28 protein-coding genes are annotated in these 26,491 nt (G+C 75.2%); 8 read left to right on the top strand and 20 right to left on the bottom strand.

The genetic code is table 11. The features are described from left to right. The first annotated feature begins 68 nt into the window (after positions 1-68). Positions 69-521 (top strand): hypothetical protein, encoded by a 453-nt coding sequence (locus JQT67_RS04055; protein ID WP_243755655.1) that lies wholly within the window; start codon positions 69-71, stop codon positions 519-521. 145 nt (positions 522-666) lie between these two features. On the opposite strand, the gene JQT67_RS04060 is transcribed toward JQT67_RS04055, so the two are convergent. The 11 genes from JQT67_RS04060 to JQT67_RS04110 form a co-directional block, all read right to left on the bottom strand. Beyond that, positions 667-2,100 carry an amidase gene (locus tag JQT67_RS04060; protein WP_208063632.1) on the bottom strand — a complete coding sequence of 478 codons (1,434 nt, stop codon included), beginning with the start codon at positions 2,098-2,100 and terminating at the stop codon, positions 667-669. Continuing rightward, positions 2,097-2,552: a hypothetical protein gene (locus tag JQT67_RS04065; RefSeq protein WP_208063633.1), complete on the bottom strand. Its 456-nt coding sequence runs from the start codon at positions 2,550-2,552 to the stop codon at positions 2,097-2,099. Before JQT67_RS04065 ends, JQT67_RS04060 begins: the two co-directional genes overlap by 4 nt. Further along, entirely contained in the window at positions 2,549-2,950 is a 402-nt protein-coding gene (locus JQT67_RS04070; protein WP_021011097.1) for a hypothetical protein, read from the bottom strand. The genes JQT67_RS04065 and JQT67_RS04070 overlap by 4 nt, the downstream gene beginning before the upstream one ends. A gap of 47 nt (positions 2,951-2,997) precedes the next feature. Then, entirely contained in the window at positions 2,998-3,957 is a 960-nt protein-coding gene (locus tag JQT67_RS04075; protein ID WP_208063634.1) for a hypothetical protein, read from the bottom strand. 68 nt (positions 3,958-4,025) lie between these two features. Next, complete coding sequence (locus JQT67_RS04080; protein WP_021011095.1) at positions 4,026-4,421, bottom strand: hypothetical protein; 396 nt, start codon at positions 4,419-4,421, stop codon at positions 4,026-4,028. A 98-nt stretch (positions 4,422-4,519) separates the two neighbouring features. Beyond that, a complete protein-coding gene (locus JQT67_RS04085; RefSeq protein WP_208063635.1) occupies positions 4,520-5,221 on the bottom strand; it encodes a uracil-DNA glycosylase in 702 nt (233 codons plus the stop codon). Next, entirely contained in the window at positions 5,218-5,934 is a 717-nt protein-coding gene (locus JQT67_RS04090; protein WP_021011093.1) for a Type 1 glutamine amidotransferase-like domain-containing protein, read from the bottom strand. Before JQT67_RS04090 ends, JQT67_RS04085 begins: the two co-directional genes overlap by 4 nt. Before the next feature lie 91 nt (positions 5,935-6,025). Beyond that, positions 6,026-7,336: an aspartate aminotransferase family protein gene (locus tag JQT67_RS04095; protein WP_208063636.1), complete on the bottom strand. Its 1,311-nt coding sequence runs from the start codon at positions 7,334-7,336 to the stop codon at positions 6,026-6,028. A 91-nt stretch (positions 7,337-7,427) separates the two neighbouring features. Then, on the bottom strand, positions 7,428-8,444 hold the full coding sequence (locus tag JQT67_RS04100) for a TIGR03842 family LLM class F420-dependent oxidoreductase (RefSeq protein WP_208063949.1): 1,017 nt from the start codon (positions 8,442-8,444) through the stop codon (positions 7,428-7,430). Positions 8,445-8,449: 5 nt separating this feature from the next. After that, the gene (hydA, locus tag JQT67_RS04105; protein ID WP_208063637.1) at positions 8,450-9,886 is read right to left on the bottom strand and encodes a dihydropyrimidinase; all 1,437 of its coding nucleotides are present in this window, start codon (positions 9,884-9,886) and stop codon (positions 8,450-8,452) included. Between the two features lie 10 nt (positions 9,887-9,896). After that, the gene (locus JQT67_RS04110) at positions 9,897-10,745 is read right to left on the bottom strand and encodes a nitrilase-related carbon-nitrogen hydrolase (protein ID WP_208063638.1); all 849 of its coding nucleotides are present in this window, start codon (positions 10,743-10,745) and stop codon (positions 9,897-9,899) included. 218 nt (positions 10,746-10,963) lie between these two features. Between JQT67_RS04110 and JQT67_RS04115 the strand changes: the two genes are divergently transcribed. From JQT67_RS04115 to cofD, 4 genes are read left to right on the top strand one after another with little or no spacing between them, the layout of a single operon-like run. Then, positions 10,964-11,914: an ABC transporter substrate-binding protein gene (locus tag JQT67_RS04115; protein ID WP_307864204.1), complete on the top strand. Its 951-nt coding sequence runs from the start codon at positions 10,964-10,966 to the stop codon at positions 11,912-11,914. Continuing rightward, positions 11,911-13,044: an iron chelate uptake ABC transporter family permease subunit gene (locus JQT67_RS04120; RefSeq protein WP_208063640.1), complete on the top strand. Its 1,134-nt coding sequence runs from the start codon at positions 11,911-11,913 to the stop codon at positions 13,042-13,044. Before JQT67_RS04115 ends, JQT67_RS04120 begins: the two co-directional genes overlap by 4 nt. Continuing rightward, entirely contained in the window at positions 13,041-13,832 is a 792-nt protein-coding gene (locus tag JQT67_RS04125; RefSeq protein WP_208063641.1) for an ABC transporter ATP-binding protein, read from the top strand. The genes JQT67_RS04120 and JQT67_RS04125 overlap by 4 nt, the downstream gene beginning before the upstream one ends. Beyond that, positions 13,829-14,827, top strand: coding sequence for a 2-phospho-L-lactate transferase (gene cofD, locus JQT67_RS04130; RefSeq protein WP_208063642.1), 999 nt, complete (start codon positions 13,829-13,831; stop codon positions 14,825-14,827). The genes JQT67_RS04125 and cofD overlap by 4 nt, the downstream gene beginning before the upstream one ends. 100 nt (positions 14,828-14,927) lie before the next feature. Here the strand turns inward: cofD and cofC are convergent, their stop codons facing one another. The 7 genes from cofC to JQT67_RS04165 form a co-directional block, all read right to left on the bottom strand. Further along, positions 14,928-15,533, bottom strand: a complete 606-nt coding sequence (cofC, locus tag JQT67_RS04135) for a 2-phospho-L-lactate guanylyltransferase (RefSeq protein WP_021011084.1) — start codon at positions 15,531-15,533, stop codon at positions 14,928-14,930. Between the two features lie 48 nt (positions 15,534-15,581). Next, positions 15,582-17,825: a transglutaminaseTgpA domain-containing protein gene (locus JQT67_RS04140; protein ID WP_208063643.1), complete on the bottom strand. Its 2,244-nt coding sequence runs from the start codon at positions 17,823-17,825 to the stop codon at positions 15,582-15,584. Then, on the bottom strand, positions 17,822-18,934 hold the full coding sequence (locus JQT67_RS04145; RefSeq protein ID WP_208063644.1) for a DUF58 domain-containing protein: 1,113 nt from the start codon (positions 18,932-18,934) through the stop codon (positions 17,822-17,824). The genes JQT67_RS04140 and JQT67_RS04145 overlap by 4 nt, the downstream gene beginning before the upstream one ends. After that, a complete protein-coding gene (locus tag JQT67_RS04150; protein ID WP_208063645.1) occupies positions 18,934-19,914 on the bottom strand; it encodes an AAA family ATPase in 981 nt (326 codons plus the stop codon). Before JQT67_RS04150 ends, JQT67_RS04145 begins: the two co-directional genes overlap by 1 nt. Then, positions 19,904-20,698 carry a coenzyme F420-0:L-glutamate ligase gene (gene cofE, locus JQT67_RS04155; protein WP_208063646.1) on the bottom strand — a complete coding sequence of 265 codons (795 nt, stop codon included), beginning with the start codon at positions 20,696-20,698 and terminating at the stop codon, positions 19,904-19,906. Before cofE ends, JQT67_RS04150 begins: the two co-directional genes overlap by 11 nt. Further along, positions 20,695-21,177: a pantetheine-phosphate adenylyltransferase gene (gene coaD / locus JQT67_RS04160; RefSeq protein WP_021011079.1), complete on the bottom strand. Its 483-nt coding sequence runs from the start codon at positions 21,175-21,177 to the stop codon at positions 20,695-20,697. Before coaD ends, cofE begins: the two co-directional genes overlap by 4 nt. 134 nt (positions 21,178-21,311) lie before the next feature. After that, the gene (locus tag JQT67_RS04165; protein WP_307864206.1) at positions 21,312-23,507 is read right to left on the bottom strand and encodes an ATP-dependent DNA helicase RecG; all 2,196 of its coding nucleotides are present in this window, start codon (positions 23,505-23,507) and stop codon (positions 21,312-21,314) included. Positions 23,508-23,563: 56 nt separating this feature from the next. Between JQT67_RS04165 and rsmD the strand changes: the two genes are divergently transcribed. Beyond that, positions 23,564-24,154, top strand: a complete 591-nt coding sequence (gene rsmD, locus JQT67_RS04170; RefSeq protein WP_208063647.1) for a 16S rRNA (guanine(966)-N(2))-methyltransferase RsmD — start codon at positions 23,564-23,566, stop codon at positions 24,152-24,154. A 15-nt stretch (positions 24,155-24,169) separates the two neighbouring features. Here rsmD and thiL read toward each other — a convergent pair whose 3' ends face one another. After that, entirely contained in the window at positions 24,170-25,162 is a 993-nt protein-coding gene (gene thiL / locus JQT67_RS04175) for a thiamine-phosphate kinase (RefSeq protein ID WP_208063648.1), read from the bottom strand. A gap of 154 nt (positions 25,163-25,316) precedes the next feature. On the opposite strand from thiL, the gene JQT67_RS04180 reads away from it, so the two are divergent. After that, a complete protein-coding gene (locus JQT67_RS04180; RefSeq protein ID WP_208063649.1) occupies positions 25,317-25,775 on the top strand; it encodes a DUF3515 family protein in 459 nt (152 codons plus the stop codon). Positions 25,776-25,794: 19 nt separating this feature from the next. Next, positions 25,795-26,124: a hypothetical protein gene (locus JQT67_RS04185; RefSeq protein ID WP_208063650.1), complete on the top strand. Its 330-nt coding sequence runs from the start codon at positions 25,795-25,797 to the stop codon at positions 26,122-26,124. On the opposite strand, the gene JQT67_RS04190 is transcribed toward JQT67_RS04185, so the two are convergent. Next, on the bottom strand, positions 26,121-26,480 hold the full coding sequence (locus tag JQT67_RS04190) for an SseB family protein (RefSeq protein WP_208063651.1): 360 nt from the start codon (positions 26,478-26,480) through the stop codon (positions 26,121-26,123). The two genes, JQT67_RS04185 and JQT67_RS04190, sit on opposite strands and share 4 nt — an antisense overlap. Positions 26,481-26,491 lie beyond the last annotated feature (11 nt).

A 26,491-nucleotide genomic window follows, 5' to 3' on the forward strand; every position in this document is an offset into this window, starting at 1 on the left:
TCGGAGCTGCCGAGCGGGGCGCGACGCGGGTCATGGCCTCAGCGTATCGGCGCGCTATCGTCGGCCGCATGGCCGTCCACCGCTCCCCGCTCACCTCGGTCGGCGCGCGCGTCGGCGCGCTCGGCCGCTCGCTCGCCGGTCCCGCCTTCCGCGCGGTGACCGCCAGGCCCGTCGCAGCGGCGGGCCACCGCGTCGCGACGCAGGCTGCGCGGCTGTGGGGGCGGTTGCTCAGCGGCGAGGAGCGGCAGGTCGGCGAGCTCACCGTCATCTCGGGGCTCCCGACCTGGGCGTTCGGCCGCGGCGGCACGACGGTCGGCGCGACGTTCCTAACGCGGAGCGCGACGAGCCCCGGCATCCTCGCGCACGAGGACGTGCACCGCCGCCAGTGGGAGCGCTACGGGCTGTGGTTCATCCCGATGTACTTCGCGGCGGGGCTCGACGGGCTCACGAACAAGTGGGAGATCGAGGCGGGGCTCGAGCTGGGCGGCTACCTGCCGAAGCGGCCTCCGTCGATCGAGTAGCGCGCGCAGCGCGCGCATCGAGATCGTCTCGATACGGCGCCGTCGGCGCCTACTCGACGATCGGGAGGGGCGGCGCCGTCGGCGCCTGCTCGACGAACGGGAGGGGCGGTGGTGCGGCGCCTGCTCGACGAGCGAGCGCGGGGCGTCAGGGGCGCATGCGGTCGACGACGCGCTGCTCCCACGGCACGCGGCGCTCGAGCTGGCGGCCGATCGCGAGCAGCGTCGCCTCCTCCCCCGGCCGGCCGATGAGCTGCACGCCCATCGGCAGGCCTTCCGCCGTCCGGTGCACCGGCAGCGCGATCGCCGGCAGCCCCGTGACGTTGACGAAGGAGGTGTGCGGCGTGTGCAGCACCTGGTGCCGGAAGTCGGCCTCACCGTCGTCGATGGGGTACCAGTCGAGCGGCCGGGGCGTGAGCGCCGTCACGGGCGTGAGCACCGCATCCCACGGCGCGAAGACCGCGAGCACGCGCCGCTCGAACTCCGTCGCCCACAGCTGCGCCTTCGCGAGCCCGCCCGCGGTGAGGCGGTCGCTCGACTCGATGATCCAGCGCGCGAGCGGCTCGAGCCGGTCGCGCTCCTCGACCGGGATCGGGATCGTCGCGGCACCGCCTCGCCACAGGTCGGTGAACGCCTCGGGGTACCCCGACGCATCCGGCAGCGCCACCTCGCCGACCTCGTGCCCGAAGCGCTCGAGGAGCGCGACGGTCTCGTCGACCGCCGCGGTCGCCTCGGGGGCGATGCGGATGTCGTCGCTCGAGTCCCACGGGGTGCCGCCCGTCATGACCGCGATGCGGTAGCGGCCCTCGCCGCGGATCGCGGCCGCGAGGAGCGAGCCGTCGTCGCGCTCGGGCGAGCGGAGCACGAGCCCGTGCGGGGCGACGCCGTTGACGCGGCCGATGAGCGCGTCGGTGAGGAGCGCGACGTCGATGACCGAGCGGGCGATCGCGCCGGCGGTCGCGAGCCCGCCGACCTGGCCGACGCCGCCTTGCGCGGGAATGCGGCCGCGCGTGGGCTTGAGCCCGACGAGGCCGCACGTCGCGGCGGGGATTCGGATCGAGCCGCCGCCGTCGGAGCCGGGCGCGAAGGGCAGCAGGCCCTGCGCGACCGCGGCCGCGGCGCCGCCGGAGGAGCCGCCCGCGTGCAGGTCGGGGCGGCCCGGCAGCGTCGTGAAGCCGTGGAGCGCCGAGCGCGTGTAGCCCGCGAAGCCGAACTCGGGCGAGGCGGTGCGGCCGAGCACGACGCCGCCGCCCGCGTCGAGCACGCGCGGCAGCGGGTCGGTCGCCTCCGCGATCGTGCCCTCGAGCCAGCGGCTGCCCATGTCGGCCGGTTGCCCCTCGCGGAGCGAGAGCGCCTTGTCGGCGAACGGCAGCCCGTGGATGAGCCCGGTGCGGTCGTCGGCGTCGTCGAGCTGACGCGCGCGGCGGAGCGCGAGGTCGGCATCGACGTGGACGAACGCGTTCGCCTCGTCGAGCCGCTCGATGCGGTCGAGGAAGTGCGTCGCGACCTCGACGGCGCTCAGCTGCCGCGCGTGCAGCAGTCGCCAGAGCTCGAGCGCCCCGAGCTCGTGGATCGCGCTCACCGCTGCGTCCCTGTCCCCGTCGCGAGGGTGAGCCGCGGCACGAGCCAGCCGAGCGCTCCCCCGACCACCACCAGGAGCGCGAGGAGCGGGACCGACTCGGCGCTCAGCGCCCAGCGCAGCACGAGCACGGTCGTCGCGGCGGCGACGACGCCCAGCACCCACCGCAGCGCGGCGAGCGGCACGTCGCCGCGCGCGAGCTCGCGCAGCACGAGCGCGACGACGCCGACGGCGCACCCCGTCGCGGCGCCGAGCGTCAGCATCCACCCGGCGATCGCGACCCAGAAGACCAGCTCCTCGAGCGACGCGCCGACGCCGCCGGCGAGGATCGTGAGCACGAGCAGCGTGACCGCGCCGACGCCCGCGCCCACGCCCGTCGTGGCGAGCACCACGCGGGCTGCGCTGAGCCGGAACACCGGTCCGGCCGGCCGCGCGTGGCCCGTGGCGGCGCTCACCCGAAGTACCGGTTCGCTCGCCGCTGCAGGCGCTTGCGCTCGGTGCGCTCCCGCATCTGGTCGCGCGTGGCGTAGTTCGTGAGCTCGCGGAACGGATCGCGACCGACGGTGCGCGGCGGCTCCTCGAGGATCGCCGCGATCGCGCGCTCGAGCTCCCAGTACTCGCCGATGCGCGTGCCCTGGCCGGGGTTCAGGTGCCGCAGCCGCGCCTCGAAGCGCAGCTCGCCCTTCACCTCGATCTGGGTGATGAAGCCGCGCGTCGCTCCCGCGACCGTCACCATCCAGAAGCCGGGGCCGAGATCGGTCACGGTCGCGTGCGCGTCGCTCGCGGCGGCCGCCGCGGCCGCCGCCGCATCGGCGCGCTGCCTCGCGTCGCGCCAGGCTTCGAAGTCGTTCACGGCCCCCATCGTGGCACTCGGCGCCGACACGGGCTCCGGCGCGCCGCTCACTCGCTGCGCTGCCGCGATCGCTCGACGATGCCCGCGAGCACCGCGGCGCCGTGCTCCGCGCCCTCGACCGTGACCGCGAAGCGGCTGCCATCGCGCGTCGTGACGACGATGCCCGGCCCCTTGCGCAGCACGATCGCGACCTGCCCCGGCAGCCCGCGGTAGCCCCATCCGCCCCAGTGCATCGGCTCGATGACGGCGGCGTCGACGGCGCGGATGCGGTCGGTCGCGATCGTGCGCAGCGGCACGGGCAGCAGCGCCCCGCGCACGCGGAGCGCCTCCGAGTCGATCGTGACGCGGATGCGCGCGAGCGCGAGCACGACGAGCGCCGCGGCCGCCGTCGTGACGCCGACGAGCACGCGCAGCGGCACCGCGCCCGTCTCCGGGGCGACGAGCGCGATGACCGCGCCGAGCACGAGCAGCCCGACGCCGATCCAGGCGAAGCCGGCCGAGCCGAGCTCGCCGCGCCACTCCGTCGCGTCGCTCTCGGGCAGCGGCATGCGCTCGGCCGGCCCGGCCGCGGTCTCCCCCTCGCGCGGATGGACGAACCACGGCACGAGCAGCAGCGCGAGCGGCGCGAGCAGCACGAGCAGCCACGCACCGAGCACCGCCTGCTCGGCGCTGCCCGCCTGCAGCGTCGCGCCGACCGAGGCGATGAACGCCCCGGCGAGCATGCCGCTCACCGCGGCGAGGCACGAGAGCAGCATCGCGCGCAGCCGGCCGTCGATCGTCACGGCCGCGAGCACGAGCCCGACGCCGAGCATCGCGCACGTCGCGATGAGCAGCCAGCGGAGCATCGGGCCGGTCTCGGAGAAGCCGTCGGCGACGTCGGCGCCCGACCAGTGGGTGGCGATGACGTCGGGCAGCTGCGGCGCGAGCGCCGCCCACGTCAGGGCGATGGCGAGCGGCGGCACGGCGAGCACGAGGGCGGCGAGCCAGATGCGGAGGCGGGGCGACATGGTCGTCCCATCCTCGCGCACGACAGGGCCGGGTGCGCGGTCGCGGCGAGCGGATGCGCGGGCGCGCGTCAGGCGCGCGGCTCGCGCCGCCGCACCGCGAGCGCCACCGCGATGAGCGCGATGAGCGCCCCGGTGAGCGCGACGAGCGGCACGCCGCCCGGGCGCAGCTGCACGAGCGAGAACAGCGCGAGCGCGAAGAGCGTCGCGCCGGCGACGACGAGCGCGCCCGCGATCCAGGGGTTGTAGTGGCGCCGCACGCCCGCGCGCGCGACGAGCACGGCGCCGATCGCGGGCACGCCGAGGAGCACGCCGTAGACGAACCCGACGGGCGAGCCCTGCAGCTCGGGGGCGATGCCCGCGACGAGGCCGATGCCCACCACGACGCTCAGGCCGAGCGCGATGAGCGCGACCGTGAGCGTGCCGAGCGCGAAGCTCGTGCGAGCCCGGTAGCGCGTCGCCGTCATGCTGGCCCTCCTCCGCGGCCGAGCGGCCGCTGGCGACAGCATCGTCGAGGAGGACGAGGTTCCGCAACGATGTTGCGGAATTCCTCGGCTTGCGCTGCTCAGGCCTCGGTCGGGATGCGCCAGTCCACCGGCCGCGCCCCCTGCGCGACGAGGGCCTCGTTCGCGCGCGAGAACGGCCGCGAGCCGAAGAAGCCGCGGCGCGCGCTGAGCGGCGAGGGGTGCGCGGAGGCGATGACCGGCACGCCCTCGAGGAGCGGCGCGAGCGACTGCGCCTTGTTGCCCCACAGGATCGCGACGAGCGGCGCGCGCGAGCCGTCGGGAAGCCGCCGAGCCACGAGCGCTCGGATCGCGGCCTCGGTCACGCGCTCCCACCCCCAGCCGCGGTGCGAGTCGGTGACCCCCGCCTGCACCGTGAGCACGCGGTTGAGCAGCAGCACGCCCTGGTCGGCCCACGCCGAGAGGTCGCCGTGCGGGGCCGGCTCGATCCGCAAGTCGTCGTGCAGCTCGCGGTAGATGTTGACGAGCGAGCGCGGCAGCGGCCGCACGTGCCGCTCGACGGCGAAGGCGAGGCCGATCGAGTGGCCGGGCGTCGGATACGGGTCCTGTCCCACGACGAGCACCCGCACGTCGTCGAGGGGCCGCCGGAAGGCGCGCAGCACGGCGTCGCCGGGCGGCAGGTAGGGCCGCCCCGCGGCGACCTCGGCGCGCAGCCGATCGCCCAGGTCGCGCACGACGTGCTCGACCGGGCGCAGCGCATCCGCCCAGCCCGGATCGACGAGCTCGGCGAGCGGCTTCGTCATGCCCCGAGCACGGCCACCGAGACGCGATCGGTGTCGGCCTCGCGCTCGGCCGTCCAGACGCTGCCCTCACCGGCGACGACGAGGCCCCCGGCGCCCACGACGAGCGACGTGCACTCGTCGATCGCGACGACCCGGTCGGCGAGGCCCGCGTGCACGATCGCGACGGCGCGCGAGAGGTTGCCGTACTGCGCCGCGTGCACGTCGACGACGAGGTCGACGAGGCCGAGGCCCGCGTCGAGCGTCACCTCGTCGAGCTTCTCGCTGCTCGCCTCGGGGCAGACGGGCACGCCGCCGATGCGCCAGCCGCCGAGCAGCGCGACGTCGCCGGCGATCATCGCGCCCGCCGAGTAGCCGGCGTAGGGCACGCCCGAGGCGACGAGGCCGCGGATCGTGTCGGCCGCAGGCATGATCGCGCGGTGGTAGCCGGGCGTGAGCCCGCCGCCGACGAAGATGCCGTCGGCGCTGCCGAGGTCGGTCGGGCGCAGCTCGCGGTCGGGCCCGAGCTGCACGATGCGCACCTCGCCCGCGCCGAGCTTCGCGAGGTCGTCGCGGTAGTCGGCGTGCCAGCGCTCGCCCTCCTCGGCGTCCTCCGCCCATAGCACGCACGCGATGACGGGCGGGACCTCGGCGCGCTCGCGGGCCTCGGCGACGAAGCGGCCGGTCCAGGCCGACTCGTCGTCGGCCCAGCCGCCGCCCAGCAGGTGGATGCTCATGCCCCCATCCTCCCGCATCGTCTTCAACCGGACAGCCGGTGGGGCGAGGACATATGCGTCGCGCCCTCCCGGCTATCCGGTTGAAGATGCCTCAGAGCGCCGAGAAGGCGTCGTCGAGGATCTCGAGGCCGCGGCGCGCGTCGTCGTCGCTCATCACGAGCGGCGGCACGACGTGGATGCGGTTGTCGGTCGTGAACGGCACGTAGCCGCGCTCGAGCAGCGACGACTTGAGGCTCGCGACGACGGATGCGTCGACCGGCTCGCGCGAGCCGCGATCGGTCACGAGGTCGAGGGCCCAGAAGCAGCCGCGGCCGCGCGCCTCGCCGATGATCTCGTGCCGCGAGGCGAGCTCACGGAGGCCCGGGCCGAGGATGTCGGCGCCGAGGTGCGCCGCGTGCTCGACGATGCCCTCCTCCGTCATCGCGTCGATCGTCGCGACGATCGACGCGGCGGCGAGCGGGTGGCCGGCGTAGGTGAGCCCGCCCGGGATCGCGCGCTGCTTGAACGTCTCGAGCACGCGCTCGCTGATGATGACGCCGCCGACCGGCACGTAGCCCGAGTTGACGCCCTTCGCGAAGGTCACGAGGTCGGGCTTGACGCCGTCGTGCTGGTGCGCGAACCAGTGGCCTGTGCGGCCGAACCCCGCCATCACCTCGTCGAGGATGAGCACGATGCCGTGCTCATCGGCGAGCGCGCGCAGGCCCTGCAGGTAGCCGGGCGGCGGCACGAGGATGCCGGCGGTGCCCGGGAGCCCCTCGACCATGATCGCCGCGATCGTCGACGGCCCCTCGGCCTCGATGACGCGCCGCATGTGCTGGAGCGCGCGCTCCGACTCCTGCTCCTCGGTCTCGGCCCAGAACTCCGAGCGGTAGAGGAACGGCCCGAAGACGTGCACGTGGCCGGTCGCGAACTCGTTGCCGATGCGGCGCGCATCGCCCGTCGCGTTCACCGCGGCGCCGGTGTTGCCGTGGTACGAGCGGTAGTGGGAGACGACCTTGGCCCGCCCCGTGTGCACGCGAGCCATCCGGATCGCGTTCTCGACCGCATCCGCCCCGCCGTTCGTGAAGAAGACGGCAGCCATGTCGTCGATCTTCGAGAGGATGCGCTCGGCCGCCTCGCCGCGCGCGAGGTTCGTCGTGGCGGGCGCGACGGTCGCGAGCTGCGCCGCCTGCCGCTGGATGGCCTCGACGACCTTCGGGTGCGAGTGGCCGATGTTGGTGTTGACGAGCTGGCTCGAGAAGTCGAGGTACTCGCGGCCGTCGTAGTCCCACAGCCGCACCCCGTCGCCGCGCGCGACGGTGAAGGGGTTGGTGGAGCCATGCTTCGACCACGAGTGCAGGATGAGCGGGTCGAGCTCGCGAGCGCGGGCGCCGTCGGCGGGATCGAGATCGGATGCTGGCATGGGGGCTCCTCTGCGTGCTCGGGATGCTCTCTCACCGTAGCGGGGCGGTCTCGATGCGCGGCCTGCGGCCGCTGCTCGACCGACGGGACGGTCAGGCGCGGGCCGGCGGCAACCGGCGGAGCGCGGGGATGATGCGCTCGCCGTACTGGCGGAGCGTCTCTTCCTTGTCGTCGTGCATGACGTAGGCCGCGAACTGGTCGACGCCGAGCTCGCGCAGGCGCGTGAGCTTCTCGATGTGCTCGTCGGCGGTGCCGAGCACGCAGAACCGGTCGACGATCGCATCCGGCACGAAGTCGACGTGGTCGTTCTCGGCCTTGCCGTGCGTGTTGTAGTCGTAGCCGGTGCGCGCCTCGATGTAGCTCGCGAGGTCGTCGGGGATCGCGCTCCCGCGCCCGTAGCGGCTCACGATGTCGGCGACGTGGTTGCCGACCATGCCGCCGAACCACCGCGACTGGTCGCGCTGGTGCGCGCGGTCGTCGCCGACGTAGGCGGGCCCCGCGACGCAGATCCTGATCGACATCGGGTCGCGGCCCGCGTCGTCGGCGGCGTCGCGCACGCGCTGGATCATCCACTTCGTGATCTCCGGGTCGGCGAGCTGCAGGATGAAGCCGTCGGCGACCTCGCCCGCGAGCTGCAGGGCGAGCGGCCCGTAGGCCGCGACCCACACCGGCAGCTCGGAGCCGTGCGACCACGGCAGCCGCAGCGTCGCCCCGCCGACGTCGACCGCGCGGCTCGAGCCGAGCTCGCGGATGACGTGCACCGCTTCGCGGAGCTCGGCGAGCGTCGTCGGCTTGCCGCCCGAGACGCGCACCGCCGAGTCGCCGCGGCCGATGCCGCAGATCGTGCGGTTGCCGTGCATCTCGTTGAGGGTCGCGAGCGTCGACGCGGTCACGCTCCAGTCGCGCGTCGCGGGGTTCGTCACGAACGGGCCGACGGTCACGCGCCGGGTCGCGCCCAGCACGGCGGAGAGGATGACGTACGGCTCCTGCCAGAGGATGTGGCTGTCGAAGGTCCACACGTGGCTGAAGCCGTGCACCTCGGCGAGCTGCGCGAGCTGCACGACGCGGCTCGCGGGCGGGTTGGTCTGGAAGACGGCGCCGAACTCCATGGTCGTCACGCGAGGTACTGGCTCAGCCCGCGCTTGACGAACGAGCCGTCGCCGGGGCGCCCGAGGTACTGCGCGTCGTCGACGATGACGCGGCCGCGGCTCAGCACGGTGTCGACGTGCCCATCGATCTCGAAGCCCTCCCACGCCGAGTGGTCCATGTTCATGTGGTGCGTCTTCCCGACGCCGATCGACGTGTGGCCGTTCGGGTCGTAGACGACGATGTCGGCGTCGGCCTCCGGTTGGATGACGCCCTTCCTGCCGGAGAGCCCGAACATGCGCGCGGGCGTCGTCGCGGTGATCTCGACCCAGCGCTCGAGCGAGATCTGCCCATCCACCACCCCTTGGTAGAGCAGGTCCATGCGGTGCTCGACGCCGCCGATGCCGTTCGGGATCTTCGAGAAGTCGCCGCGGCCGAGCTCCTTCTGGTCCTTCATGCAGAACGGGCAGTGGTCGGTCGAGACCATCTGCAGGTCGTTGGTGCGCAGCGCGCTCCAGAGCTCGTCGGCGTGGTGCTCGTGCTTCGAGCGCAGCGGCGTCGAGCACACCCACTTCGCGCCCTCGAAGGCGCCCCACTCGTCGCTCGAGGCGCCGAGCTGCTCCTCGAGCGAGAGGTAGAGGTACTGCGGGCACGTCTCGCCGAAGACGTTCTGCCCCGCGTCGCGCGCCGCCGCGAGCTGCGCGACGGCTTGCTTCGCGCTCACGTGCACGACGTAGAGCGGCGCGTTCGTGAGGTGCGCGAGCATGATCGCGCGGTGCGTCGCCTCCTCCTCCATTTGCCACGCGCGCGCGACGCCGTGGAAGTAGGGATCGCGCTTGCCCTGCTCGAGCAGCTGCCGCACGAGCACGTCGATCGCGGGGCCGTTCTCGGCGTGCATCATCGTCATGAGCCCGGTGTCGGCGGCGACCTGCATCGCCTGCAGGATCTGCGCGTCGTCGGAGTAGAAGACGCCCGGGTAGGCCATGAAGAGCTTGTAGCTCGAGATGCCCTCGTCGGCGAGGCCGCGCAGCGCCGCGAGCGAGGCCTCGTTGACGTCGCCGACGATCTGGTGGAAGCCGTAGTCGATCGCGCAACTGCCGGCGGCCTTCTCGTGCCACGCCGCGAGCCCGTCCTCGACGCGCTGGCCGTAGGTCTGCACGGCGAAGTCGACGATCGTCGTCGTGCCGCCCCACGCGGCGGCGCGCGTGCCGGTCTCGAACGTGTCGCTCGCCGCGGTGCCGCCGAAGGGGAGCTCCATGTGCGTGTGCGCGTCGATGCCGCCTGGGATGACGTACTTGCCCGTCGCGTCGATGACGCGGTCGACGGAGGCGGCGAGGTCGACGCCGAGCAGCTCGCTGCCGGGCGCGAGCACCGCGCGGATCGTCTCGCCGTCGATGAGCACGTCGGCGAGGGAGCGGCCGGTCGCGGTGACGACGGTGCCGCCGCGGATGAGCGTGGTTGCCATAGCGTGCCCCCTACGGCTTCGCGATCCGGGTGTACGAGTCGGGTCGGCGGTCGCGGTAGAACTGCCAGTCGTCGCGCATCTCCTTGACCGCATCCATGTCGAGGTCGCGGATGAGCAGCTCCTCGCCGCTGTCGGAGCCGCGCTCGCCGACGAAGTTGCCGCGCGGGTCGATCACCTGGCTCGTGCCGTAGAAGTCGACCGCGAGCTCGCCGTACTCGTTGTCCTCGCGGCCGACGCGGTTGGGCTGCAGCACGAAGTAGCCGTTCGCCACCGCGGCGGCCGGCCCCTCGACCTCCCACAGCCGGTTCGAGAGGCCCGGCTTCGTCGCGTTGGGGTTGAAGACCATGTGGGCGCCCGCGAGGCCGAGCTCGCGCCAGCCCTCGGGGAAGTGGCGGTCGTAGCAGATGTAGACGCCGACCTTGCCGACAGCGGTGTCGAACACCGGGTACCCGAGGTTGCCGGGGCGGAAGTAGAACTTCTCCCAGAAGCGGTCGAGGTGCGGAAGGTGGTGCTTGCGGTAGATGCCGAGGATCGAGCCGTCGGCATCGACGACGACCGCGGAGTTGTAGTAGACGCCGGTCTGCTCCTCCTCGTAGATCGGCAGGATCGCCACCATGCCGAGCTCCTTCGCAAGCCTCGCGAAGCGCTGCACGATCGGGCCGTCGGCCGGTTCGGCGTAGGCGTAGTACTGCTTGTCCTGCGTGATGCCGAAGTAGGGGCCGTAGAAGAGCTCCTGGAAGCAGATGACCTGCGCGCCCTGCTCGGCGGCCTCGCGCATGAACGCCTCGTGGCGATCGAGCATGGATGCCTTGTCACCGGTCCAGGTGGTCTGGGTGATCGCTGCACGGACCGTGGTCATGGTTCCCTCGACTCTCCTCAGGGCCGACGGCAGCGCATCCGCAGCCGGGCATCGACGCTGACGCCCGCTCGGAGCCTCGCGACCCATGGGGTCGGGCCGGCGCCGAGCGACGGTGCCCTGAGTCTGCTGGCCGGGGCTACAGTGGTCAAGCGCCGGGCATCACCTCCGCGCGCGGACCCATGCACACCGTTCGCGCCAGCCTGCCCGAGGAGCCTCACGTGTCCCGCCGCCCCGCTCTCGTCTCGACGATCGTCGCCGCGCTCGTGCTCGTGGGATGCGCGGGGTCGCCGATACCGACCGCGTCGCTCTCGGCCGAGCAGGCCGGCGCGATCGACGACTGCGGCGTCGGCGTCCTGCCGATGGCTGCGCCCGCCGAGCGCATCGTCGCCGTGAAGTCGACCGCGGCCGAGCTCGTCGTCGCGCTCGGGCTCGGCGACGCGCTCGTCGCGACCGCGTTCCTCGACGGCCCGCTCGAGGGCGCCGACGCGCCGACGATCGACGGCATGCCATCGCGGGAGGCGGTGCTCGCGCTCGAGCCCGACGCGATCGTCGCCGGCTGGGAGTCGGCGTTCGCGCCCGAGGCGATCGGCGACCGAGCGCAGCTGCACGAGCTCGGCGTGACGACGTGGGTCTCCCCCGCCGCCTGCTGGTCGACCGAGGTGCCGCCGCTCGAGTGGGAGGGGCTCTTCGCCGAGCTCGGCGACGCGGGCGCGACGCTCGGCGTGCCGGAGGCGGGCGCCGCGCTCGTCGACGAGCAGCGCGCGGCGCTCGCGGCGATCGAGCCGGTCGAGGGCTCACCGACCGCCCTCTGGTACTCCTCGGGCGAGGACGCGCCCTACGTCGGCGGCGGCACGGGCGCGCCGCAGCTCGTGCTCGAGACCGCTGGCCTGACGAACGTCGCGGGCGACCTCGACGACGGCTGGGCGACGCTCTCGTGGGAAGCGGTCGCGGCGAGCGGCCCCGACGTCATCGTGCTCGTCGACGCGCCGTGGCACACGGCCGCGTCGAAGGTCGAGCGGCTGCGCGCGAACCCCGCGACCGCCGCGCTCGAGGCCGTGCAGGAGGAGCGCTTCGTCGTCGTGCCGTTCCCGATGGCGGAGGCCGGCGTCGGGACGGTGGATGCGGTGGCCCTCGTCGCGCGCGAGGTGCGGGAGCTGGGCCTCGGATGACGCGCACCGAGCAGCCGGCCGCGGGCCGCGAGCGCCCGGCCACCGCAGATGAGCGTGCATCGACTGCCACGACGCGCGCTGCAGCGCACATCCCCGCACAGCTGCCGACCCGCGGGCCGCGGCGCCGCCGGAGCCCGGCACTCCTCCTCGCGCTCGCGCTCGGCGCACTGCTCGTCGTCGCGGTCGCGGTCGCCGCGAGCGCCGGCCCGGCGGGCATCGGGCCGCTCGAGGCGCTCGGCGCGATCCTCGCACGGCTCGGCGTCGGCGAGTCGCCGCTCGGCGCCGTCGACGACGCGATCGTCGTCGACCTGCGGCTCCCCCGGGCGCTCGCCGCGTGCGCCGTCGGCGCCGGCCTCGCGATCGTCGGCGCGATCATGCAGGCGCTCGTGCGCAACCCGCTCGCCGACCCCTACCTGCTCGGCGTCTCCTCCGGCGCGTCGGTCGGCGCGGTGCTCGTGCTCATCGCGGGCCTCGGCGTGCTGCTCCCGGTCGCGGCGTTCGTCGGCGCGCTCGCGGCGCTGCTCGCGACGCTCGGGCTCGCCGCGGCCGCCGGGGGCGCCACCCCGACCCGCACGGTGCTCGCGGGCGTCGTGGTCGCATCCGCCGCGAGCGCGCTCGTGAGCCTCGTCATCTTCTGGGGCGCCGACGGCGACGCCTACCGCGAGATCCTCGCGTGGCTGCTCGGCTCGCTCGCGGCGATCACGTGGCCGACGGCGCTCGTCGCGCTCGCCGGCGCGGGACTCGCGCTCGCGCTGCTGCCGACCGGCCGGCTGCTCGACGCGCTCGCGCTCGGCGACTCGGCGGCGGGCGCCCTCGGCGTCGATGCGCGGCGCACGCGGTGGGCGCTGCTCATCGCGAGCGCGCTCGTGACGGGCGTGCTCGTCTCGGTCTCGGGCGCGATCGGCTTCATCGGGCTCGTCGTGCCGCACGCCGTGCGGCTCGCGGTCGGCGCGGGGCACGCGCGGCTGCTGCCGCTCTCGGCGCTCGCGGGCGCGCTCGTGCTGCTCGTGAGCGACACCGTGGCGCGCGCGGCGTTCGACCCGCGCGAGCTGCCGGTCGGGATCGTGACGGCGCTCATCGGCGCGCCGGTGTTCGCGGCGCTCATGCTCTCGGGGCGGGTGCGCACGTGAGCGCCCTCGAGGTGGAGGCGCTCTCGGTGCGCGTGCGCGGGCGCGCGCTCGTCGACGACGCGTCGTGGAGCGCGCCCGCGGGGCGGCTTACCGCGCTCGTCGGCCCCAACGGCGCCGGCAAGTCGACGATGCTGCGCGCGATCGCGGGCGTCGTGCCCGAGCGGGCCGAGCGGAGCGGCCGCGTGCTGCTCGGCGGCGAGCGGCTCGACGCGATGCCGGCGCGGGAGCGGGCGCGGCGCGTCGCGCTCGTCGAGCAGCTCCCCGAGGGCGCGCCGCAGCTCACCGCGCGCGAGGCGGTGCGACTCGGCCGCACGCCGCACCACCGCATGCTCGGCTTCTCGCTCGGCGACGACCGGCACGTCGACGCCGCGCTCGACGCCGCCGGTGCGGCCGGACTCGCCGAGCGGCCGCTCGCCGAGCTCTCGGGCGGCGAGCTGCAGCGCGTGCACCTCGCGCGCGCCCTCGCGCAGCAGTCGGGCGGCGAGCCGGGCCTGCTGCTGCTCGACGAGCCGACGAACCACCTCGACGTCGCGTGGCAGCTCGAGCTGCTCGAGCTCGTGCGGCGCCTCGCGCGCGACCGGCCGGTCGTGATGACGGTGCACGACCTCGCGCTCGCCGCGACCCACGCCGACCGCGTCGTGCTCGTCGATCGCGGCCGAGTCGTCGCGAGCGGCGCGCCGTCCGACGTCCTCACGCCCGAGCGCATCCGCGCCGTCTACGGCGTCGACGCCGAGATCGACGAGCGGCCTGGCGGGGTGGCCATCCGCTACCGGAGGATGGCCTCGTGAGGATCACCGTGCTCGCGGGCGGCGTCGGCGGCGCCCGCTTCGCGCTCGGGCTGCGGGAGGCGGCGCGCGCGCTGCACGGCGACGCGGCCGACATCCGGATCGTCGCCAACGTCGGCGACGACATGTGGCTCGCGGGCGTCAAGGTGTGCCCCGACCTCGACTCGCTCATGTACGCGCTCGCGGGCGTCGGCGACACCGAGCGCGGCTGGGGCCGCGCGGGCGAGAGCGAGCGCGTCGCCGCCGAGCTCGCCGCCTACGGCGTCGGTTGGCCGTGGTTCACGCTCGGCGACCTCGACCTCGGCACCCACCTCGCGCGCTCGTCGATGCTGCGCGACGGCGCGAGCCTCACCGAGGCGACCGCGCGGCTCTCGGCGCGCTGGGAGCTCGGCGCGCGGCTGCTGCCGGTCACGAACGACGAGGTGCCGACGCACGTCGTGACGGGCGAGGGCGTCCTCCACTTCGAGGAGTGGTGGGTGCGCACGCGCGCCGAGCTGCCCGCGCACCGCTTCGTGCAGCACGGGCTCGAGCGCTCGCGCATCTCGCACGCCGCGCGCGAGGCGATCGCGACCGCCGACGTGCTGCTCATCGCACCCTCGAACCCCGTCGTCTCGATCGGCACGATCCTCGGCATCCCGGGCGTGCGCGACGCGCTCGAGACGGCGGCGGCGCCCGTCGTCGGCGTCGCGCCGCTCATCGCGGGCAGGGCGCTGCGCGGCATGGCTGCGACGTGCCTGCAGGTCATCGGGGTCGAGGCGGATGCGGCTGCGGTCGCCGCGCACTACGGCGCGCGGCGGGCGGGCGGGCTGCTCGACGGCTGGCTGCTCGCCGAGGAGGACGCCGGCTCGATCGGCGGCCTCGCGGAGCTCGGGATCGTCGCCGAGGCGCGACCCCTGCTGCTGACGCCGGGCGGGCCGGCGCAGCAGGTGGCGGAGGATGCGCTCGCGCTCGCCGAGCGGGTGCGCGCCGCTCGACCCGCGCCTCCGCCCGCTGCCTGACCCGGTGCAGCGGCGAGCTCGATCGCGCTGAGGCCACGCTCGAGCCGGATGCAGGCTCGGCGCAGGGCTCTGCCCGATCGAGCTCGCCGGCAGCTGCCGGTCAAGCCGACAGCGAGGCCTGCGCGAGCACCGCGCGCGTGTGCGGGCCGACGCCCGCGTCCATGGCGGTGTGCAGGTCGGCGAGCTCGTCGACGTCGAGGCGCAGGCCCGTGCCGGGCGCGATCGGCAGCTCGACGTGGCCCGCCTGCCGGTGCCGCTCGGCCGAGCCCGGCCCGAATCGCGGCCGCAGCGCATCCGCCCGCGTGGCCGTGAGCATGGTCGTGCCGACCGCGATCGCGTCGGGCACGAAGGCGCGGTGCTCCCGCTCGGCGAGTGCGAGCGCGGCGTCCAGCTCGGCGGGCGTGAGCGCCGGCAGATCGCCGAGCAGCACCGCCGCGGGCGCCGCGGGGTCGATCGTCGCGAGGCCGGCGTCGATCGCGGCGAGCAGCCCGCCGCTCGGGTCGTCGACGACGCGCACGGCCTCGAGGCCCTCGGTGACCGCGGGGTCGCACGTCACGACGATCACCTGATCGGCGGATGCGCTCCGGCACGCGGCCGTGATGGCGTCGCGGGCGAACGCGACCGCGAGCGCCGCGCGCGCGTCGCCCGCCGCGAGGCGCGACTTGCCGATCGAGCCCTTCACGGGGATGACGATCGACCACTGCACGAGGCCAAGCCTACGTCGAGCGCGATGCGCCGCCGCTCGCAGCGGGCCTCACTCGTCGATCGGCGGGACGACGCGCACGAGGCTCGGCGGCAGCGCCGTCGACAGCACCCGCCGCCACAGCGGCTGCGAGCGCCCGAGGGCACGCGCCACGAGCCGCACGTCGGCGTCGACGGCGCCCCGCTCGCGCGGACCGGCGTCGAAGACCGCCCGCTCGGCCGCGAGCCGCACGCGGTCGGCGGCGCTGCGCGCCTGGCGGTCGTCGGCGAGCCGCGCGCCGATCGCCGCCTGCACCTCGCCGGGCGTCGCGGATGCCGGCAGCCGCGTGCCCGCGTCGGCGAGCGCGGCGCGCAGCTCGTGCCAGCCGCCCGGGGCCCCCCGCCGCAGCCGCACGGCGCGCTGCCCGCGCCGCACGAGCCACGGGAGCGCGAGCAGCAGCACGAGTCCCGCGCCGATGAGCCAGGGCCGCAGCGCAGCCCAGTCGATCGCGGTCGCCCCGGGCTCGGCGACGCCGGGCGACGAGGGCGTCGGCGAGGCGGTCGGCGCGGTCGTCGGCGCGGCGCTCTGCGTCGCGCTCGGCGTCGGCGTCGGCGCCGCCGACTCGGTCGGCGTGGGCGTCGGCTCCTGCGTCTGCTCGTCGCCCTCTGGACTCGCCTGGCCCGTGCCCGCGCCCGGCGTCGTCTCGACGCGCACCCAACCGGCGCCGTCGACCCACGCCTCCGCCCACGCGTGCATGTGGTTGGTCGTGACCGATCGCCCGCCGGCGATCTCGTCGCCCGGCAGGAAGCCGACGACGACGCGAGCGGGCAAGCCCGCGCCGCGCAGCAGCGCGCCCGTCGCGCTCGCGTAGTGCACGCAGTAGCCGCTGCGGGTCTCGAGGAAGCCCTCGAGCGCCTCCCAGCCGTCGCCCGAGGCGCCAGCGAAGCCGGGCAGGTCGAGCTGCTCGGAGTAGTCCCACACGCCGGTCGTCATGTAGGCGTGCACGGCGCGCACGCGGTCGGCCGCGCCCATCCCCTCGGTCACGAGCGAGCTCCCGAGCTCGCGGATGCCCTGAGCCCGCTCGGGCAGCAGGAGCAGCTCCTCGTGCCCCGTCGACGCGTCGCCGACGAGGCTCGCGAGGTCGGGCGAGCGCGTGCCGGAGGAGGTGAACTCGAGCCCGTCGGTGTCGACGCTCCCCTCGATGCGCAGCGCGTCGTTCGCGTCGTCCCAGTGCGCGCCCTCGGGCGCGGTCGCGCCCGCGGCGCGCTCGGGCGTCGGCAGGCTCTCGGCGCGCACGGGGCTCATCCGCACGGTGAGCTGCATCGGCGCGCCGAGGTCGGCGCCCTCGACGAGCAGGTCCGGGTCGCCCGCGGTCGGCGACACCTGGCGGAAGCCGTCCTCCCCCGCTTCGGGCAGCGTCATGAGGCGCGTGACGGTCGGCAGCCCGTCGCTCGTCGAGTAGGTGAAGACCTGCCTCGCCTCGGGCCGCCGCAGCTCGTCGCCGAGGTCGATGTCGGTCTGCAGCACGGGCGTTGGCGAGCGCAGCAGCTCCTCGAGCGTCGGCAGGTCGAGCGCGACGTCGCGAGGGCTCGGGGCGACGAGCGGCACGGCGGCCGCGAGCGCCGCGGCGACGCCGACGAGCGCGACGGGCGCGAGCCAGCCGCGCCCGATCGCGACGCGCTCGTCGATCGCGGGGGCGGCGAGCGCGAGCGCCGCGGCCGCGGCGCCGGGCAGCGCGTGCCACCACGGGATGTCGGCGCGGAAGGCGATCGGCAGCAGCAGCGGCGCGGCGGCGATGAGCACCGCGATCGCCGGCAGCCGCATCGCGTGCCCGAGCAGGTCGACGCCGAGCGCGAGCACGACGGCGCCCGCGACGACCGCGGCCAGCACGGCACCCTCGACCTCGATCGGTGTGCGGAGCGCCCAGGCGATCGCCTGCACGCCCTCGCCGATCGCGCGCATCGAGGCGCCGGCCGACTCCGGCGTCGGGATGACGCCGAGCAACGCCTCGTCGGGCGCGGAGGTCGCCGTGATCCAGCCGACGCCGACGAGCGCGACGACGCCGGTCGCGACGAACGCGGGCATGAGCGTGCGCGCGAGCGCCGCGGCGAGCGCCATCGTCAGCACCGCGCCGAGCGCGGGCAGCAGCCAGCCGTCGCCCAGCACGGTGCCGGTCGACCACAGCCACGCGATCGGCAGCACGGCGAGCGCGGTCGTCTCGACCGGACCGGCGTGGATGCGTCGAGGCCGCCGTGCGCGACCGCTCGGCGCGGGCGGGCTCGCCGTCCGCTCGCGCTCGAGGACGGGGGCGCTCACGCGAGCTCCCGCACCGGACCGGCGCGATCGATCCAGCGGTGCACGGCGACGCGGGAGCCGGCCGAGATGCGCCTCGGCGGGTCGACCGGGCGCGCGACGAGCCACAGCGTCGTGCCGGGAGCGAGCGACCACCCCTCCGGGGCCGCCTCCTCGAGCGCGACGACGTGCGCCGCGTCGGCGTCCATCGGCCGCGGCTCGTCGGCGGCGTGCGCCTCGAACGAGGCGAACGCCGCGAGGGCCGAGCGGAGGTCGCGCCAGTCGGCCGCCGGCAGCGACGGCTCGCCCGTCTCCCGCACCTGCACCGCGCGGTCGCGGCCCGCGAGGGCGAGCGCGATCGAGCACGCGGCCCGCGCGAGCCGGTCCTCGGCGTCGCGGCCGCGGCCCGCGGCGCGAGCGGTGTCGACGACGACGATGTCGTCGTCGGTCGCTGGGTTCGCCTCCTGCCGCACCATGAGCTCGCCGCGCTTGGCGCTCTGCCGCCAGTGCACGCGGCGCTGCGGATCGCCCGGCCGCCACTCGCGCACCATCGCGTCGACCTCGTCGGCCGTGCGCGACTGCGCGAGCCGGCCCTCCGTGCGGTTCGAGCGCAGCTCGCTCGAGCCGACCGCGAGCACCTCGGGACCGACGACGAGGCTCGCGCGCGGGTCGATCGCGCGCGTCGTGCGCACGACGCGGAACGGGTCGAGCGTCGTCACCTCGACCGGCGCGAGCCGCCAGCGGCCCCGCGGGTGCGAGCCGAGCTCGACCGACGCCTGCGCACCCTCGCCGAGGTCGCCCTCGAGCAGCAGGAAGCGCTCGGGACCCGGCGCCCACGTCGACCAGCGCGCGCCGACCTGGCGCGCGTCGCCGACGATCCGGAGCGCCGCCGACTGCCCCTCGGCGATGACCCCGGGCACGCCGAGCCGCACGCGGCCGACCGCGCCGATCGCCCACCAGAGCCCGAGCGCGACGACGCCGAGGCACAGCGCCGCGGGCACGAGCAGCACGACCTGCCGCTCCCAGTAGGCGGCGAGCACGAGGCCGAGCCCCGCGAGCACGAGCACGAAGCCGCGAGGCGTGAGCCTCGACCTCGACCGATCCCTCGCGGCCCGGCCCGCGCGCGCGGCCATCAGCGCATGACGGGCGCGACGGTGGAGGCGATCGCGTGCGCGACGACCGCGCGCGCGTCGTCGTGGCGAGCGCGCGGATCGTGCATCACGAGGTGGTGCGGCAGCACGTGCTGCGCGAGCGCCTTGACGTCGTCGGGCGAGAGCCAGTCGCGGCCGAGGAGGCGGGCGCGCGCCTTCGCCGCGCGCACGAGCTGGAGCGTCGCGCGCGGGCTCGCGCCGAGCCGCACGTCGGGGTGCTCGCGCGTCGCGCGCGCGAGCCGCACGGCGTAGCGCTCGACGAGCTCGTGCGCGCGCACCGCGTGGGCGGCGGCGATCTCGGCCGAGAACTGCTCCTCGGTCGTCACGGGTCGCACGGCGTCGAGCGGCTGCGCGGTCTCGCGGGCCTGCACCATCGCGAGCTCCGCGCCCTCGTCCGGGTAGCCGAGCTCGAGCCGCACCATGAAGCGATCGCGCTGCGCCTCCGGCAGCGCGTACGTGCCCTCCATGTCGATCGGGTTCTGCGTCGCGACGACGAGGAACGGCGTCGGCAGCCGGTGCGTGACGCCATCGACCGTCACCTGCCCCTCGGCCATGCACTCGAGCAGCGCCGCTTGCGTCTTGGGGCTCGCGCGGTTGATCTCGTCGGCGATCACGATGTTGGCGAAGACGGGGCCGGGCTGGAAGCGCAGCTCGCCGCTCGCGCGGTCGAGCACCGACATGCCGGTGATGTCGCTCGGCAGCAGGTCGGGCGTGCACTGGATGCGCCGCACCGTGCCGCCGATCGCGGCGGCGAAGGCGCGCGCGAGCTGCGTCTTGCCGACGCCCGGCACGTCCTCGAGCAGCACGTGGCCCTCGGCGAGCAGCACGGTGAGCACGGTGCGGATCTCGTCGGTCTTGCCCGAGATGACGCTCTGCACGGCGCGCTGGATGCGCTCGCCGGCGGCCATCGGCAGGTCGGGCACGTGCTCGAGCACCGGCGCCTCGCGCTCCTCAGCCGTCATGCCCCGCTCCCGCCTCTGCCAGTGCGTCGATCCTGCCCGCCTCGCGCCCGAGCCGATAGGCCTCGTCGGCGCCGAGGTGGAACATGTCGCCCTCGCGCCGCACGAGCCGCGTCGCGCCGGGCTCGTCGAGCCCCGTCACGTGACGGCCGAGGCCGCGCACGAGCACGACCGGCACGCCGTCGGCCTTCCCGGCGACGAGGTCGGCGGCGCCCGCGATCTCGTCGGCGATCGCCGGGGCGGTGACGGTGAGCGGCCGGCCGTTCGCGTCGAGCGCGCCCGCGAGCGGCTCGAGCACGCGGATGCCCGCGGCGCCGATCGCGACGTCGGTCTGCCCGACCCGCCACGCGCGACCGAGCGTGTCGCTCACCACGACGCCGATCTCGGCACCGAAGCGCGACCGCAGCCGCTCGGCGATCGCGCGCGCCGACGCATCCGAGTCCTCCGGGAGGAGCAGGATCGTGCCGTCGTCGGTGTTCGACGCGTCGACGCCCGCCGCGGCGAGCACGAGGCCCGAGCGGTGCTCGACGATGCGCGTGATGCCGCCCGGGTGCGCGCGCGAGGCGACGAGCCGCACCGACTCCTCGGTGATCGCCCGCTCGCGCTCGGCGGCGGGGCGGATGCGTCCCTCGGCCTTCGAGACGACCTTGCTCGTGACGACGACGATGTCGCCGTCCCGCGGCTCGAGCGGCCCGATCGCGTCAGCGACGAGCGCCGGCAGGTCGTCGCCGGGACGGATCTCGCCCATCCCCCGCACGGCCCGCAGCTCGAGGTCGGGCTCGCTCATCGCGACTGCAGGAAGGTGGCGACCGCCCGCGGCACGTAGGGGCTGATGTCGCCGCCGAGCTCCGAGACCTGCCGCACGAGGCTCGACGAGACGTGCGCGTTCTCGGGGTTCGGGAGCATGAAGATCGTCTCGACGCCGGCGAGGTTGCGGTTCACGATCGACATCGGCGTCTCGTACGAGAGGTCGGTCGACGAGCGGATGCCCTTCACGAGCACCTCGGCCCCCACCTGCTGGCAGTAGTCGACGAGCAGGCCCATCGACCAGTTCGCGATGCGGATCTGGCCCTCGATGCGGGCCTCCTCGATCGATCGCTCGATGAGCGCCTCGCGCTCGACGACCGGCAGGAACGCGTGCTTGTCGGGGTTGTGGGTGACGACGACGTGCACCTCGTCGAAGATCCTCGCGGCTCGCGCGACGACGTCGAGGTGACCCAGGGTGACAGGGTCGAACGAACCGGGCACGACGGCGATGCGAGGCATGCCGCCAGCCTATAAGGCGGATGCGGGCGCTGGCGCCGCGCGGAGGGCGAGGGCGCGGATGCATAGGCGCGGCATGGGCGGGACCCTTCGACGCGGTCCGCGCCTCCGGCGCGGACCGGCTCAGGGAGCGGAGGTCACGCCGTCACGAGCGCCGCTCGCGCATCGGGGTCGAGCCGCCGGTCGACCGCGAGCCGCAGGGCCGGGTTCGCGAGCAGCTTCGGATCGGCGTCGAGCACCGCGCGCGCGGCGTCGCGAGCCGCCTCGATGATGCCGACATCGCGCGCGACCCGCAGCACCTTGAGGCCGCTCCGCCCGCCGGACTGCGCGGCGCCCAGCACGTCGCCCTCGCCGCGCTGCTCGAGGTCGACCTCGGCGAGCTCGAAGCCGTCGAGCGTCGAGGCGACCGCGTCGAGCCGCTCGCGCGCCGTGCTCTCGGGGTCGACGGAGGAGACGAGCATGCACACGGCGGCGTGCTCGCCGCGGCCGACGCGGCCGCGCAGCTGGTGCAGCTGCGAGACGCCGAAGCGATCGGCGGAGAGGACGACCATCATCGTCGCGTTCGGCACGTCGACCCCGACCTCGATGACGGTCGTCGCGACGAGCACGTCGATCTCGCGGTCGCGGAACGCGCGCATGACGGCGTCCTTCTGCTCGGTCGTGTCGGCGCCGGTGAGCTGCGAGAGCTCCTTGCCGCGCAGCGCCGGATGCTTCCGCAGCCGATCGAGGGTCGTCACCACGTCGTCGACGGGAGGCAGCGGCCGCGCGCCCGCCGACGCATCCGCCTCGTCGTCGCTCCGGTCGATGCCCTCGAGCTTGCCCGGCGAGATCGCGGGGCACACGACGAACGCCTGGCGGCCCGCGTCGAGCTCCTCGCGCATGCGCTCCCAGACGCGCGCGAAGTGGCCCGGGCGCTCGACGGGGTCGACGACGAACGTCTTGATGGGGCTGCGGCCCGCCGGCAGCGAGCGGATCGTCGAGACGTCGAGGTCGCCGAACGCCGTCATCGCGATCGTGCGCGGGATCGGCGTCGCAGTGAGCACGAGCGTGTGCGGGTGGATGCCCTTCGCGCGCAGCGCCTCGCGCTGGGCGACGCCGAACCGGTGCTGCTCGTCGATGACGACGAGCGCGAGCTCGGCGAAGGTCGTCCGCTCGCTCAGCAGCGCGTGCGTGCCGACGACGATGCGCGCGGAGCCGGCCGCGATCGCGAGCGCCGCGCGCTTGCGATCGGCGGCCGGCATCTGACCGGTGAGGAGCGTCGGCTGCAGCTCGGCGGCGAGCTCGGGCCCGAGCGAGCGCACGATCGAGCGGAGGTGCTGCACCGCGAGCACCTCGGTGGGCGCGAGGAGCGCCGCTTGGCCGCCCGACTCGGCGACCGTGAGCATCGCGCGGGTCGCGACGACGGTCTTGCCCGAGCCCACCTCGCCCTGCACGAGCCGGTGCATCGCGGTGCCGCTCGCGAGGTCGGCGGCGATCGCGTCGCCCGCCGCGCGCTGGTCATCGGTCAGCTGCCACGGCAGGCCCGCGTCGAAGCGCTCGAGCAGGGCACCCGGATGCCTCGGCTGGGTGGGCAGGGTGTCGAACCAGTCACGGGTGGCGAGCAGGTAGGTCTGCAGCAGGAACGCCTCCTGCCACGCGAGCGAGTGCCGGGCGCGGTAGGCGTCGCGCTCGGTCTCGGGCTGGTGCGCCATGCGGAGCGCCTCGAGCAGCGACATGAGGCCGTGCTCGGCGCGCACCTCCGCCGGCACGGGGTCGCGCACGACGTCGAGCGAGTCGAGCGCCTGCGCGACCATCGCCTGGATCTTCGTCGTCGCGAGCGATTGCGTCGCCGGGTAGATCGGCACGGGCTGCTGCGCCCACCGCTCGGCGTCGACGCCCGCCTCCTCGTCGAAGAGCTCGTAGTCGGGGTGGGTCAGCTGCCGCTTGCCCTTGTAGTCGCCGACGACGCCCGAGAAGAGCGCGGTGACGCCCTGGTGCAGCTCGGCCTTCCGCCACGCCTGGTTGAAGAAGGCGAGCTCGAGCTCGCTCGAGCCGTCGGTGATCGTGATGCTCGTGAGGCTCCGTGGCCGGCCGCGCGCGTCGCGCTGCAGGTCGCGCGTCTCGACGCTGCGGACCTTCGCGACGACCGTGACGTGCTCGCCCGGCACGAGGCTCCGCAGCTCGGTGAGCTCGCCGCGCTTCGCGTAGCGGCGCGGCAGGTGCCACAGCAGGTCGCCGACCGTCTCGAGCCCGAACGCGCGATGCAGCTTCCCCGCTTGCGCCTTCCCGAGCAGCCGCTCGAGCGGGCGCTCGAGCCCCTCGGGGAGCGCTCCGCCGGCTGCCTTCGACACCACTCGCCCAGGGTAGGCGCTCCCGCCCACGCGCCCTGGCGCATCCCCACTCAGTTCCCATGCGTCAGGATGTGTCCGTGACGCGCATCATCGGAGGGCTCGCGGGCGGCGTGCGGCTGCACGTGCCGCTGCGGGGCACGCGGCCGACGTCGGAGCGCGTGCGCGAGGCGATCTTCAGCGCGCTCGACGCGCGCGGGCTGTGCGACGGCGCGAACGTGCTCGACCTCTACGCCGGCTCGGGCGCGCTCGGCCTCGAGGCCGCGAGCCGCGGCGCGGAGGCCGTCGTGCTCGTCGAGCGCGACCGCTCGGCGGCGAAGGTCGCCGAGCGCAACGCCGCGGCCGTCGCGAAGGCGGGCGCGGTGCGCGCGGTCGTCGAGCCGGTGTCGGTCGCGCAGTTCCTGCAGCGCTCAGGGCGGCAGTTCGACCTCGTCTTCATCGACCCGCCCTACGACCTGCCGCCCGCCGAGATCGGCTTCGTGCTCGCGACGCTCGCGCCGCTGCTGTCGCACCCCGCGGTCGTCGTCGTCGAGCAGTCGAAGCGCTCGGGCGCCCTCGACCTGCCGGGCGACCTCGTGCTCGAGCGGGCGCGCGACTACGGCGACACGACGCTGCACTACCTCGCGACCGCGGGGACGACGGTGGACGGCTGACCCGCGCCTGCCGCCTCAGGCGCGGTAGGGGTCCCAGCCGCGCGGCTCGAGCGGCGCGCCGTCGAGCGTGACGCCCTCGCCCGCCTCGACGACGCCGAGCTCGGTGAGCGGCGCGCCGGCGACCTCGGTCGGGAGGTCGATGCTCGGCGGGAGCGTCACGAGCAGCGCGTGGTCCTCGCCGCCGTGGAGCACCGCGTCGCGCGCGATGCCGAGCCGGGCCGCGAGCGCGTCGACGGCGGCGCCGTCGATCGCGATGCGGGCGGCGGATGCGCGGGCCACGCGAGCGGCATCGAGCGCGAGGCCGTCGGAGACGTCGAGCAGCGCGGTCGCGCCCATCGCCGCGAGCGCGGGCCCCGCCGCGACGGGCGCGGTCGGGGCGAGGTGGATGCGCACGGTCGCATCGTCGGCGGCGAGTCGCTCGGCGGCGCCGGGCTCGAGCGTGCCGCCGGCCTCGGCGCTCGCGGCGAGCAGGCGGCCGAGCCCAGTCGCCGACATGCCGAGGGTGCCGACGGCGCAGACGCGGTCGCCCGCCCGCGCGCCCGAGCGGAGCACCGCATCCGCGCCCCGCAGGTCGCCGAACGCCGTCACTGCGATCGTGACGCGCTCGGCGGTGCCGAGGTCGCCGCCGACCACGCCGCAGCCGGGCGCCATCGCGGCGATGCCGTCGGCGAGGCCTTCGGCGAAGCGCTCGAGGTCGCGCACGAGCGTCGCGCGGGGCACCGCGAGCGCCACGACGAGCGAGGTGGGCACGGCCCCCATCGCGGCGATGTCGGCGAGGTTGGAGGCGGCGGCCTTCCAGCCGAGGTCGTGCCAGCTCGACCAGTCGAGCCGCAGGTCGGCGCCCTCGAGCATCGTGTCGGTCGTGACGACGAAGCGGCCGTCGGGCGCCCGCACGACCGCCGCGTCGTCGCCCGGGCCGACGATCGTCGCGTCGCCCGACGGGAGCAGCGGCAGGAAGCGGCGGAGCGCCTCGAGCTCGCCGACGTCGGCCAGGGTCACGTCGTCCATGCCGGCAACGCTAGCCGGGAAGGCCGATGGGCTCCGTCCGGGACCCCTTCGACCGCGCGGGACCCGGTGCGCCGGGTCCCGCTGGGTGGGAGGGGTCCCGCGTCAGCGGAGCCGCGCCGGGCAGCACCCGCAGGCCCCTCGGTAGGCTCGAGGCGTGCGCCTCCTCCCCCTCGCTGCCGCTGCCGCTGCGCTCCTCGCGCTAACCGGCTGCGCTCGCGCGGTGACGCTCCCGGCCGCCGACGACGCATCCGACCCCGGGTGCGCGCGCGTCTCCGTCTCGCTCCCCGAGCAGCTCGGCGACGCGAGCCTCCCCGAGCCGCTCGAGCGCCGCGACACGACGTCGCAGGCGACGGCCGCGTGGGGCGACCCGAGCGCGGTGACGCTGCGCTGCGGCATGCCGGAGCCCGCGCCGTCGGCGAACCGCTGCATCCAGGTCGGCCCCGTCGACTGGCTCGAGGTCGCGCAGGAGGAGAACGTCTGGACGTTCGTCAGCTACGGCCGCTCCCCCGCGACCGAGGTCGTCATCGACACGAACGTCGTGAGCGCGGTGACCGCGCTCGAGGGCGTCTCGAACGCCGTCGACCGCATCGAGCGCACCGGCGAGTGCACCTGAGCGATCGGGACCGCCGCCGATGGAGTACGTGCAGATCGAGCTGCCTGTGCGCGACTGGCAGCTCGTCGACGCGTGCGCCGACAACAGCGCATCCACCGATGTGGTGGATCTCGACATCGGCTCGGTGACCACGAGCGCGTGCGTGCGCGATGCCGGCTGGCGCGCATCCGCCGCCTTCGCCGACGAGCACGACGCGCTCGGCTGGCCTCCGGCCGATCGGATGCTGGCGATCCTGCTGCAGCGCGAGCACTGGCGGTGGGTCGTCGCGCAGCTCGACCGGTGGGCGCGCTTGGAGGATGGCGCCGACCTCGAGCGCCTCCGCGCGGCGATCGAGGAGCGGCTGGCCTAGGAGGCCGCGTCGGCGTCCGCGTCGAGCACGTCGGGCAGGAACACGCGCCCGTCGTCGTGGCCGGGGTCGAGCACGATGGCGTGCCCCTCGGGGATCGCCGCCGCGAGCTCGGCCCCGGTGAGCTTCAGGTGGCGGCGCGTCTTCGTGACGAAGCCGCCGATGCGCTTCGTCGACGTGAACGCGACGACGAGCTGCAGCTCGCCGTGCGGCACGACGAGGAACCGGCCAGAGCCCGGGTCGCGCGGGTTCTCGACGACCGCGGGCACGACGAGCTCAGCCTCGCGCACGATCGCCCACGCGCCGGCGTGATCGGTCGCGTCGATGTCGTGCAGGGCGTCGAGCGTCGGGTTGGTCACGCATCCATGCT

The sequence above is a fragment of the Agrococcus sp. TF02-05 genome (genome assembly GCF_017565345.1).
Classification (GTDB): Bacteria; Actinomycetota; Actinomycetes; order Actinomycetales; family Microbacteriaceae; genus Agrococcus; species Agrococcus pavilionensis.

Bases quoted from the DNA above. Each gene is read 5' to 3' on its own strand.
- JQT67_RS04150 (WP_208063645.1), bottom strand. From the start codon at position 19,914: ATGACGGCTGAGGAGCGCGAGGCGCCGGTGCTCGAGCACGTGCCCGAC.
- JQT67_RS04055 (WP_243755655.1), top strand. From the start codon at position 69: ATGGCCGTCCACCGCTCCCCGCTCACCTCGGTCGGCGCGCGCGTCGGC.
- JQT67_RS04110 (WP_208063638.1), bottom strand. From the start codon at position 10,745: ATGACCACGGTCCGTGCAGCGATCACCCAGACCACCTGGACCGGTGAC.
- JQT67_RS04075 (WP_208063634.1), bottom strand. From the start codon at position 3,957: ATGTCGCCCCGCCTCCGCATCTGGCTCGCCGCCCTCGTGCTCGCCGTG.
- thiL (WP_208063648.1), bottom strand. From the start codon at position 25,162: ATGGACGACGTGACCCTGGCCGACGTCGGCGAGCTCGAGGCGCTCCGC.
- JQT67_RS04080 (WP_021011095.1), bottom strand. From the start codon at position 4,421: ATGACGGCGACGCGCTACCGGGCTCGCACGAGCTTCGCGCTCGGCACG.
- JQT67_RS04090 (WP_021011093.1), bottom strand. From the start codon at position 5,934: ATGAGCATCCACCTGCTGGGCGGCGGCTGGGCCGACGACGAGTCGGCC.
- coaD (WP_021011079.1), bottom strand. From the start codon at position 21,177: ATGCCTCGCATCGCCGTCGTGCCCGGTTCGTTCGACCCTGTCACCCTG.
- JQT67_RS04100 (WP_208063949.1), bottom strand. From the start codon at position 8,444: ATGGAGTTCGGCGCCGTCTTCCAGACCAACCCGCCCGCGAGCCGCGTC.
- JQT67_RS04085 (WP_208063635.1), bottom strand. From the start codon at position 5,221: ATGACGAAGCCGCTCGCCGAGCTCGTCGATCCGGGCTGGGCGGATGCG.
- cofE (WP_208063646.1), bottom strand. From the start codon at position 20,698: ATGAGCGAGCCCGACCTCGAGCTGCGGGCCGTGCGGGGGATGGGCGAG.
- hydA (WP_208063637.1), bottom strand. From the start codon at position 9,886: ATGGCAACCACGCTCATCCGCGGCGGCACCGTCGTCACCGCGACCGGC.
- JQT67_RS04095 (WP_208063636.1), bottom strand. From the start codon at position 7,336: ATGCCAGCATCCGATCTCGATCCCGCCGACGGCGCCCGCGCTCGCGAG.
- rsmD (WP_208063647.1), top strand. From the start codon at position 23,564: ATGCGTCAGGATGTGTCCGTGACGCGCATCATCGGAGGGCTCGCGGGC.
- JQT67_RS04120 (WP_208063640.1), top strand. From the start codon at position 11,911: ATGACGCGCACCGAGCAGCCGGCCGCGGGCCGCGAGCGCCCGGCCACC.
- JQT67_RS04145 (WP_208063644.1), bottom strand. From the start codon at position 18,934: ATGGCCGCGCGCGCGGGCCGGGCCGCGAGGGATCGGTCGAGGTCGAGG.
- JQT67_RS04185 (WP_208063650.1), top strand. From the start codon at position 25,795: ATGGAGTACGTGCAGATCGAGCTGCCTGTGCGCGACTGGCAGCTCGTC.